The sequence below is a fragment of the Secundilactobacillus malefermentans DSM 5705 = KCTC 3548 genome, from assembly GCF_001436395.1.
GTDB lineage: Bacteria > Bacillota > Bacilli > Lactobacillales > Lactobacillaceae > Secundilactobacillus > Secundilactobacillus malefermentans.
In genome coordinates this window covers 1-9,626 of record NZ_AZGJ01000060.1, presented here as the reverse complement: position 1 = coordinate 9,626, position 9,626 = coordinate 1, and the positions used below count along the sequence as shown (strand labels likewise).

Sequence of the window (9,626 nt, the reverse complement as noted above, 5' to 3'; positions counted from 1 at the left end):
ATGTAAGTACCAAAAGCGATGTACGTAAGTACTTTATGCTTGATAAAGTACTTACGTTTTTGTACAATAAAAAAGCATAGAGAAGATCTACTTTTTCCCTTAATATTTTTTCTCTAAATATAAGTAAAGGAGTTGTATCTATATTTATGAATAATGAAATATTACCACGAAAAGTGTTACATATAAGCGACTTAGAAAACCAAAAAGCAGTGGAACATAATGACTTAATCACCAGTGTAGCTAAAATGGATAAAATACCGCTAAAAATTTTTGAATTAGCTGTTTCTTGCTTAGATACAGAAAATATTCCAAAAGATAATACGGTTTACGTATCAAAAGAAACATTATTCTCTTTTTTTGATGTAGCAAGCAGCAGTAAACACACTCGCTTTAAAAATGCTTTAAGAAACCTACATGAGCAAGCTATTTTTGAAGTTCAGGAAGTTCAAAAAAAAGATGGGAAGTTCGAGTATTCAATTATTTCTCCTATTTCAAGAAGTAGCTGGAATGATTATAACGATTCGGTTTCTATTAAATTCACAGAAGATATTATGCCTTATTTAATTAATCTAAAATCAAATTTCACGCAATATCTCATCACAGATATTATGGAATTGAACAGTAAGTACAGTGTTATATTATATAAATGGTTTTCTATGTATTATAATCAGTATGAAAATTACAATGAAAAAGGGCAACGTAGGGAAGAACAATTAGAACAGCTTAGAAACCCGTATATTGAGATACAAGAGTTGCGCAGGTTAACAAATACAACAAATGAATATGAGTTGTTCAGTAATTTTGACAAAAAGATATTAAAAAATCCAGTTGAGGAAATTAACAAAAATACCCATTTTACAGTTACTTACGACAAAATAAAAAAAGGACGATCAATTGTAGGTATAAAGTTTTATATTGAGAAGAAAAAAACAACCATAGCTCCAATGGAGTACAAATTGAATGATCCTATTTCTCAAAAACATCAACAAATTAAAGAAGAAAATGAAAATCAATTATTAGGATTAGCTATGCAAAGTCCGTATACAAAGTCATTATTAAAACAATTGTTAATCAATCAGTATGATTTAATTGATAAAAAAGTCATGGTTGGTTTGCAAAGAACCGTATTTCCAAAGTATGAAGAATTAGCAAATTTACAAGGTCGAAATTCAGTGAAAGAACATATCCAGTATGTAGCTGCACATAGAGTACCATCTTCCAAAAAAGAAAACATTGTAAAATATTTAAAAGCTTCTATAGAGGATTATCTTGTAACTGTGAAAATAAATAATATCTATAGAGGTGAATAATATTGGCTGATATGACGATAAAAGAGCTGGCAGACGAATTAGGAGTATCAAAACAGGCAATTCGTAAACATTTAGAAAAGTTACCACCAACCTTATCGGTAACTAAAAAAGGCAATACTATTTATTTAAACACTGATGTGTCAAATTTAGTGAGGAAAAAAGTTACTAGAGTTACCAGTAAAGTTACCGGAAAGTCTAGTAACTTTGATAGTAATCAATTTAGAGAAGATGGGCTTAGAAATAACTCAACAAGTGATAAAAAAACTGCTAATAATTATGATGTTGAAAAAATACTTAATGAACAATTAAAGGTAAAAGATAAACAACTCGCAGAAAAAGATAAACAAATACAAACTATGCAAAAGTTACTTGATCAGCAGCAACAATTGTCACTACAAACAAATAAACATATTGAACAACTACAGCTTCAATTATCTAATGAAACTACAGAAGATTCGGCCTTTTCAACTAGTAACCCTCTAGTTAATGATGATTTTGAAAAAAAAGGGTTTTTAAGCCGTTTTTTCAAAAAAAGGCCGTAGTTTAAAGTAAATAGCAAAGAACCCTGACATAAATTAATACGCCAGGGTTCTTTGCTTAATGGGCTTTATGCTAAGTAATTATAGACGAAAAAAGATTAGGTTCTTACCTAATCTTTTTTAATTGCTCATAAAAATTTTCATGCGTTCCACATAGTAATATAGGTATCACTGTATTATCTTTAATTTCATATGCAACTCGATATGTCGTACCTGCATACTTAAATCCCATTGCCCAAATTCCTGATAGATCACCAGTTTTTTGTTCTCCCGAATGAGGATGAACGGCTATCTCATCATAAATTATCGTTAAAAACTGTTCTTTTAATGCTTTCTCTTTTACTTTTTTTAGATACTTTACTACGTGTTTAGAAGGTAGAATCTCATAAGCCAATTTCTACTGCCAACTCCTCTTTTGTCATCGGTTTAGAATTTACAACAGTATCTTCAGCAATAGATCTAAATGCATAAGTTAAATCACTTTTTCTATTTTTAAATTCTTTTAATATATCTTGTTTGTTATAACCTTCTGAAAGAATATCAGCTAAAACATCTTCGCTAAAATCAAAAAACTCTTTTTTAGGCTCTACAAACTCATAAAGGATACCATTCTCTACAAGCTTAGCTTCTACTTCAACACCATTGGGAACATCGAATTCTTTAGGTACAGTTAACATAATAGAATTTCCTTGTTTTCTTGTTTTTGTAATCATATGATTTCCTCCATCATTTAAACGTTGTGTAATTACTTAGTAATTACATTGTACTCTATTTTTAGCATAAATACAAAATAATAAAACTCCTTCAGAATAATTTCCAAAGGAGTTTTACTTGGCTTAATGAAGATTATGTTAACCAATACTTTTAAGAACCATTGAAAAATTAAATTTTTTCTTTATTTCTTCTCCTGATTCTTAAAAGTTCAATTAAAGTAAGTGCTATAGCGGTATATAATCCTCCACCGATAATTTTTTTATTTACTATATACTCAATTGAAATACCTATAAAACTGGTAAATACCATTATTAATATGACATAAGCATACGGGTGCTTTTCTGTAAATTCTTTATATTTATCAAACATAAACTCACCTCTAACCTATATAGCTACTTCGTTTTGTATGTAGTTGCAACATGTTTTCCTGCTGCATTACACCCTTATAGAATAATACATAATTAATAGAATTAAAGTAGTTAATATTTTAATTATAGGACAGACTGGGAGATGAGTTAATGAAAAAAAATCTAAAAAACAGAATCACAACTAATATACAAAATAGAAAATGGTTTATTATTGGTGCAGTGAGTGCAGGTTTGATTGGTATACTACTTAGCTATTTTGGTTAAAAGTCCTATTTAGTTTTTTTTTGTGTGGTACATATGAATTAAACATTTAAAAACCTAATCTAAAGTTCAACAAGGTTTCACTAATCTCATCTTCATTGATTCCGATATAGCGCTTGGTGATTTTTTCGCTGCTGTGACCGAAGATTTCCATGAGTGTAGCCACGTCTTTGGTTTTCTTATAGTAATGATAACCGAACGTCTTGCGCAACGTGTGCGTGCCGATATCGTCTCGATCCAATAGGTCGCCCACCTTTTGAAACATCTGGTACACCGTGTTGACCTTTAAATGGCCACCGGTGGTGCTAGGAAACAAATAATCCTCTGGCTTCAAGTCTTTGGTGTAGTCTTGGATCAACTCCTGCAGGCTGCTTAAATATAAAATACGTGTTTTCCCGGTCTTTTGTTCCACAATGCGTGGATTCTTCGAGGTAATCACGTCTTTTTTCTTTAGTTTCACGATATCGGACATGCGTAAACCGCTATTAATACCGATCAAAAACAGAAAAACATCGCGTTTGGCGTTCTTATTGCGGCGCAAACAAAATAAAAAGTCGTTGATTTCTTGCTGCGTTCTTAAAGGTTGGACGTTATATGTCATTGAAAATGGCTCTCCTTTCAAAAAAACGATACATGATTTCATTCAGTATACCACGAAATCATGTATCGGAGGGGCTTAGAAAAAAAGAACCCTATAGAGATAGTATTCTGGATACATGATTTTAGGTAATTTCATGTATTTAGGTCCGATATTATTTATTATAAAAGAAGTCTCAAAATTTATTGGTACCACATTTAATTTTCACTTCATTTTTGAAAGTAAATAAGAAGGAAAATGATATTCCCCCCTTCGTATTATTTTTGGTTGGACATGTACCTAAGTACATGGTTTATAATTAAAAAAAGGATGTGATAGCATGGCTTATTTTATTAGCTCCTTCTCTGAAAAATGTGGTGTAAATAAGGAATCCATTCGATATTACGAACGAAAAAACTTACTACCAGAACCCGATCGGACTAATTCCGGTTATCGAGTTTATTCAGAGGAAGATGTAAAACGAGTAAAATTCATTAAACACCTACAAGAAATTGGCTTTTCTTTAAATGAAATTTATAAATTACTTGGTGTTGTAGATAAAGACAACATTCGTTGTGAAGGTATGTTTGAATTTGTCTCTAAGAAAGAAAGAGAAATTCAAAAAAAAATCGAGAATTTGAATAGAATAGAATATATGCTAAAAGATTTACGAGCAAGATGTCCAGATGAAAAAGAACTATACGCGTGTCCTATCATAGAAGTATTAATAGAAAATTAACGGGGGTAGGAAAATGAATCAATTTAGAATGCGCATTCAAGGAATGACCTGTACTGGCTGTGAAAAACATATAGAAAAAGCGCTTGAGAGCATGGGAGCTCTCAACGCTAAAGCAGATTTCAGTCAAAGCGAAGCGGTATTTCAATTACCAGACGACTATGCAATAGAAAACGCGATAGAAGCAGTTAAAAAAATAAATTATCAGCCCGAAGAAGTAGAAAAGTTACCTGTTCAAAAACGCGTGATGACTAATAACAAGGAAGATTATGATTTGCTCATTATCGGTTCTGGTGGAGCAGCTTTTTCAGCAGCTATAAAAGCAGTCGAGTATGGATCAAAGGTGGGCATGATTGAACGCGGAACTGTAGGCGGAACCTGTGTGAACATTGGTTGTATCCCTTCAAAAACGCTGCTTCGAGCTGGAGAAATCAATCAATCAGCACATGTAAATATTTTTGAAGGATTGCACACTTCTACGGGAGAAGTAGAATTAGACCGCTTAGTCGATCAAAAAAATGAACTAGTTGATGATTTACGCAAACAAAAATACACTAATTTAATTGACGACTATGGTTTTGATTTAATTAAAGGAGAAGCAAAATTCATTGACGAAAACACTGTGACAGTTAGTGGGCAAACATATTCTGCCCAACGGTTTTTAATCGCAACGGGTGCTTCTCCACTCTTACCTCGTATTACTGGACTTAAAGAAGTAGATTATTTAACTAGCACAACCCTCCTTGAACTAAGAAAAGTACCAAAACGATTAACAATTATTGGATCGGGTTATATTGGAAGAGAACTGGGACAGCTCTTCCACAATCTGGGTTCTGAGGTTACCCTTATTCAAAGAAGCAAACGACTTTTAAAAGAGTATGATCCAGAGATTTCTGAAGCAATGGAGAAAGCTTTAATCGAACAAGGAATAAAGCTCATTTCCGGAGCAACTTATGAACGAGTAGAGCAAGACGGAAATATTAAAAAAGTTCATATTATTGTAAACGGCAAAAATAAGGTCATTGAGTCAGACGAGCTACTAGTTGGAACAGGAAGAAAACCGAATACAGAAGTATTGAACTTGAGCGCAGCAGGCGTTCAAGTTGGGCCAAACAATGAAATCAAGATAAATGCTTTTGCTCAGACAAGTAATAGAAAAATTTATGCAGCAGGAGACGTGACATTAGGACCTCAGTTTGTCTATGTAGCAGCCTATGAAGGAGGAATTGCAGCAGGAAATGCAATTGGTGGGTTAAATAAAGCAATCGATTTATCGGTAGTTCCTGGAGTATCATTTACCAGTCCGCAATTTGCAACTGTTGGGTTAACACAACAACAAGCGAAAGAAAAAGGATACGAAGTAAAAAAAGCGGTATTGTCATTAGAAAATGTTCCTAGAGCGATTGTCAATCATAATACGACAGGGGTGTTTAAACTTGTGGTTGATAGAAAAACACAGAAGATTTTGGGAGTTCATATCGTTTCTGAAAATGCAGGAGAAGTTATTTATGGAGCATCCTTAGCCGTTAAATTTGGATTGACCGTAGCTGATTTAAAAGATACTTTAGCGCCTTATCTAACAATGTCAGAAGGCTTAAAGTTAGCAGCTCTAGCCTTTGATAAAGATATTTCGAAATTATCTTGTTGTGCAGGTTAATATTTCTATTTAGTTTCTTGTAGTAGCTGGTAACACCTTGGTTTATCTTTCGTTATTATCTATAACGATAGGAGTTGAAGATTATGACATCAGCAAACGTCTACGTGCCAATTAATAGCTCTATTCTAGTGGAGGTTGAAGAAATAAAAGACTATTTAGAAACGCAATTGCTCATTTAGGCAACGCAGCAAGATATTATTGAAGATGCGATTGTTGCCTTACGTGCTTAATATAGATAATTAAATCGTATCAAAAAAGGATTCTACCGCTTAAAAAGCAGTAGAATCCTTTTTTATTAAACATGCTTGCACTCAATTTGAATGGTTTATTTGTAAATATTTTTTCTATGACCAATCTCTAACATTAAAATGGTTACGGTCTCGTCATTGATATCAGCTATTAAGCGATAATCACCGATTCTATAGCGCCATTCGCCTGATCGATTGACGGTTAATCCTTTTCCATGCTGCCTAGGATCGGTACAATTCACTAGATTCTTTTGAATCCATCCCATAATTAAAAGGGATTGGTATTTGTCCATTTTTTTTAACGCTTTTTGAGCTCCTTTTTCAAACTCGACTTGATAACCTGAGCTCATTTAATCAGATAGCTCCTTTAGCATGTCTTCAAAAGAAATACTTTTCGGATTCTCTTTATGATCCTTCATGGCTTGATTATATAGGCCCAAATCAATTTCATCCTCGATTTTTTCCAAGACAGAACTTCTAATCAGAGCCGAAACCGAAATATTCTTCGCCTTAGCATATTCTTTAATTAATTTATCTTCCTGAGTATCAATTCTGAGCGATATGACAGTCATTAGAATCACCCCCTTCTTTTTGTATATACATTGTAATACAAAATTAGAGAGGCTGCAAACTTTAGATACATGATTTTATCCAATTTCATGTATTTATTTAGACTTTAATAATCGAAGACCATTTAATATCACGACTAAGGTACTTCCTTCATGAACAATCACACTAATGGCTATATCCGTTAATCCTACTAAGCTTACGGTAATTAGAAAAGCGACAACTACCATTGAGAAAATAATATTTTGCCAAATAACTCGATTCATTTTTAAAGAAATTTCATGAGCTTTTACCAATTTAGACAAATCATTTTTCATTAATACTAGATCAGATACATCTACTGCAACATCCGTACCCTCTCCCATAGCAATTCCAACATCTGCCTTCACAAGAGCAGGTGCGTCGTTTATACCATCTCCCACCATAGCGGTTATACCATAGGTTTCTTTTTGTTCATTGATAATGTTAGATTTATCTTCTGGCATGACGTTTGCAATTACTTGATCTACTCCTAATTGTTTACCAACAGCTTGCCCTGTCATTTCAGAATCCCCAGTAATTAAAGTGGTATGGATACCACACTTCTTAAAGTAATCTATAGTTGCTTTCGCATGTTCACTTGGAATATCCATTAATGCTATCAGGCCGATTACTTTTTCATTTTCTGATACATATACAACCGTATTACCTTCTGAAGCCCATTCTTTATTCAAACGTGTATAGTCATCCGATACAGCCTCAAAAGAAGTTGGTTTACCTATACGATAAGTGTTTTCGTTATAATCGCCTATTAAACCTTTTCCAATCTGATTTTCCACTTCAATAGCTAGTTTATTTTTTGGTTCAAACTTGTCTAAAATAGCACTTGCTAACGGGTGATTTGATTCTTTTTCAAGAGCCACTACGATATCAATCATATTTTCCTCGTTCACAGAATCAGAAAAGTAATAATTGGTTACTTCCGGTTTCCCTTTAGTTAATGTTCCTGTTTTATCAAAGGCAATGGCTTGAATATCCGCTAATTGGGACAAATAGGCACTTCCTTTTGAAAGTACGCCTCTTTTTGCTAGATTAGAAGTGGCTGACAATGTTACGGATACGGTAGCTGCTGCTAAAGCACACGGAGAAGCTGCGACTAAAAGGACTAATCCTCTATAAATACTTTGTGACCATGTCAAATCAAACAGCATAGGAGCAAGTAAAATGAAGAGTGGGATTGCAATTAAAACAAATTTAACATACTTAGGCTCAAACTTTTGGATAATACTAGACGCTTTTGTTTGATTCTCTTGATTTTGATTCACTAGTTGTAAAATCTTTGAAAAGACAGTATCGTTAGTTTCTTTTGTGACTTCCATAGTAAAGGTACCCGTTCCATTAATTGTACTCCCAAAAACTCCGTCTCCCTTTGATTTCTCTTTAGGTATACTCTCACCATTAATAGAAGATTCGTCAATCGAAGTAGAGCCTGATACTATTACTCCGTCAATCGGTACTTGGTCACCGTTTAACACTTGAAGTTGATCTCCTACTTTCAACTCACTAACATTAACGATTGTTGTATTGCCATCTTGCATGATTAGCCTAGCTGTTGTTGGATTCATTTCTAATAACTTGGTAATTTCTCTTTTACTTCTTCCTTCAGCATAATCTTCAAGAAAATGTGCTCCAGAGAAAATAAGAACCAATAACGTTCCTCCCCAAAAATTTCCTATCAGAGAAGCACCTATTGCAGCTATTCCCATTAAAATATGAGAATTAGGGGTAAATTTGTGTTGTCTTTTTGAGTTTTCAATCGTTTCTCCAATTCCTTCAAGAATAATGACATGATAACCAGCACTAATTGAAGCAATTGAAAACAAAGTGTTTTGGATTAAATTATTTTCTCCGTTTACAAATAACGCAATGAGCGACAATGCTAAACCAATAAAGTACAAAATAATTGGCATTTTCCCATGATCGTGACTATTATTTTCGTGTGAGTGTTGCTCTTGAATCTCTTTCATTTCTATCACCTTTCTTAATAAAACTTTTTTTTAGAAATCGTAATGCTTACGAATTACGTTTGAACGAACATTCATATGTCTATACATTCATTTTATATCGCTCTATCTAATTTGTCAAAAAAATAGTTATCTTATTTAGGTGATAAAAAAAATAGGACTCTAAAATAGCTACCCTTATACAAAAAATCTTGCTTTATAAAAATATTATGATAATCTAAATGTGAATAAACAAACATATGAAGGAGAGAAATTTTTATGAATTCATTATCAACTTCTCCATTAAAAAATGAATCTATCCAAGAGGTAAGTAAAATATTTAAAATGGTCAGTGACCCTACCCGACTTTCAATTTTATTTCTTCTGCAGAAAGAAGAACTTAGCGTTGGAGCTATTGCGCATTCTTTGAGTATGGAACAATCAGCAATTTCTCACCAGTTAAAAACTTTAAAGACTTCAAGATTAGTAAAATCAAAAAGAGCTGGTAAAAATATGATTTATAGCCTTGACGATCTTCATATTTTTAGTATTCTTGAGCAAGTTTCAACTCATATCGAAGAACAAGAAAAAGAAAAAGAAAAATAAAGACAAACTACAAGGTTAAAATGATTTTACAATTCATTAGTTCAAATAAAAAAAGACAGCG

12 protein-coding genes are annotated in these 9,626 nt (G+C 32.9%); 5 read left to right on the top strand and 7 right to left on the bottom strand.

The window, feature by feature from the left end; translation table 11 throughout:
* Nucleotides 1-146: 146 nt before the first annotated feature.
* Both FD44_RS08945 and FD44_RS08940 read left to right on the top strand, forming a co-directional pair.
* A complete protein-coding gene (locus FD44_RS08945) occupies nucleotides 147-1,310 on the top strand; it encodes a RepB family plasmid replication initiator protein (protein WP_010620824.1) in 1,164 nt (387 codons plus the stop codon).
* Nucleotides 1,311-1,321: 11 nt separating this feature from the next.
* Nucleotides 1,322-1,852: a DUF536 domain-containing protein gene (locus FD44_RS08940; RefSeq protein ID WP_235786640.1), complete on the top strand. Its 531-nt coding sequence runs from the start codon at nucleotides 1,322-1,324 to the stop codon at nucleotides 1,850-1,852.
* A gap of 103 nt (nucleotides 1,853-1,955) precedes the next feature.
* Here FD44_RS08940 and FD44_RS08935 read toward each other — a convergent pair whose 3' ends face one another.
* The 4 genes from FD44_RS08935 to FD44_RS08920 all read right to left on the bottom strand — a co-directional run bounded on the left by FD44_RS08935 (nucleotide 1,956) and on the right by FD44_RS08920 (nucleotide 3,793).
* On the bottom strand, nucleotides 1,956-2,243 hold the full coding sequence (locus tag FD44_RS08935; protein WP_010620822.1) for a type II toxin-antitoxin system RelE/ParE family toxin: 288 nt from the start codon (nucleotides 2,241-2,243) through the stop codon (nucleotides 1,956-1,958).
* Nucleotides 2,233-2,562 carry an AbrB/MazE/SpoVT family DNA-binding domain-containing protein gene (locus tag FD44_RS08930; protein WP_010620821.1) on the bottom strand — a complete coding sequence of 110 codons (330 nt, stop codon included), beginning with the start codon at nucleotides 2,560-2,562 and terminating at the stop codon, nucleotides 2,233-2,235. Before FD44_RS08930 ends, FD44_RS08935 begins: the two co-directional genes overlap by 11 nt.
* 169 nt (nucleotides 2,563-2,731) lie before the next feature.
* A complete protein-coding gene (locus tag FD44_RS08925) occupies nucleotides 2,732-2,932 on the bottom strand; it encodes a hypothetical protein (RefSeq protein WP_056973887.1) in 201 nt (66 codons plus the stop codon).
* 309 nt (nucleotides 2,933-3,241) lie between these two features.
* A complete protein-coding gene (locus FD44_RS08920; protein WP_010620833.1) occupies nucleotides 3,242-3,793 on the bottom strand; it encodes a tyrosine-type recombinase/integrase in 552 nt (183 codons plus the stop codon).
* Between the two features lie 316 nt (nucleotides 3,794-4,109).
* Here FD44_RS08920 and merR point away from each other — a divergent pair, with 316 nt between their 5' ends.
* The gene (merR, locus tag FD44_RS08915) at nucleotides 4,110-4,508 is read left to right on the top strand and encodes an Hg(II)-responsive transcriptional regulator (protein ID WP_002301360.1); all 399 of its coding nucleotides are present in this window, start codon (nucleotides 4,110-4,112) and stop codon (nucleotides 4,506-4,508) included.
* 13 nt (nucleotides 4,509-4,521) lie between these two features.
* Nucleotides 4,522-6,162: a mercury(II) reductase gene (gene merA, locus FD44_RS08910; protein WP_002316044.1), complete on the top strand. Its 1,641-nt coding sequence runs from the start codon at nucleotides 4,522-4,524 to the stop codon at nucleotides 6,160-6,162.
* 325 nt (nucleotides 6,163-6,487) lie between these two features.
* Here the strand turns inward: merA and FD44_RS08905 are convergent, their stop codons facing one another.
* The 3 genes from FD44_RS08905 to FD44_RS08895 all read right to left on the bottom strand — a co-directional run bounded on the left by FD44_RS08905 (nucleotide 6,488) and on the right by FD44_RS08895 (nucleotide 8,983).
* The gene (locus tag FD44_RS08905) at nucleotides 6,488-6,760 is read right to left on the bottom strand and encodes a type II toxin-antitoxin system RelE family toxin (RefSeq protein ID WP_002301363.1); all 273 of its coding nucleotides are present in this window, start codon (nucleotides 6,758-6,760) and stop codon (nucleotides 6,488-6,490) included.
* Entirely contained in the window at nucleotides 6,761-6,982 is a 222-nt protein-coding gene (relB, locus tag FD44_RS08900; protein WP_002307624.1) for a type II toxin-antitoxin system RelB family antitoxin, read from the bottom strand.
* Nucleotides 6,983-7,075: 93 nt separating this feature from the next.
* Nucleotides 7,076-8,983, bottom strand: coding sequence for a heavy metal translocating P-type ATPase (locus FD44_RS08895; protein WP_010620832.1), 1,908 nt, complete (start codon nucleotides 8,981-8,983; stop codon nucleotides 7,076-7,078).
* A gap of 255 nt (nucleotides 8,984-9,238) precedes the next feature.
* Here FD44_RS08895 and FD44_RS08890 point away from each other — a divergent pair, with 255 nt between their 5' ends.
* Complete coding sequence (locus tag FD44_RS08890) at nucleotides 9,239-9,565, top strand: ArsR/SmtB family transcription factor (protein WP_010620831.1); 327 nt, start codon at nucleotides 9,239-9,241, stop codon at nucleotides 9,563-9,565.
* The last annotated feature ends 61 nt before the right edge of the window (nucleotides 9,566-9,626 follow it).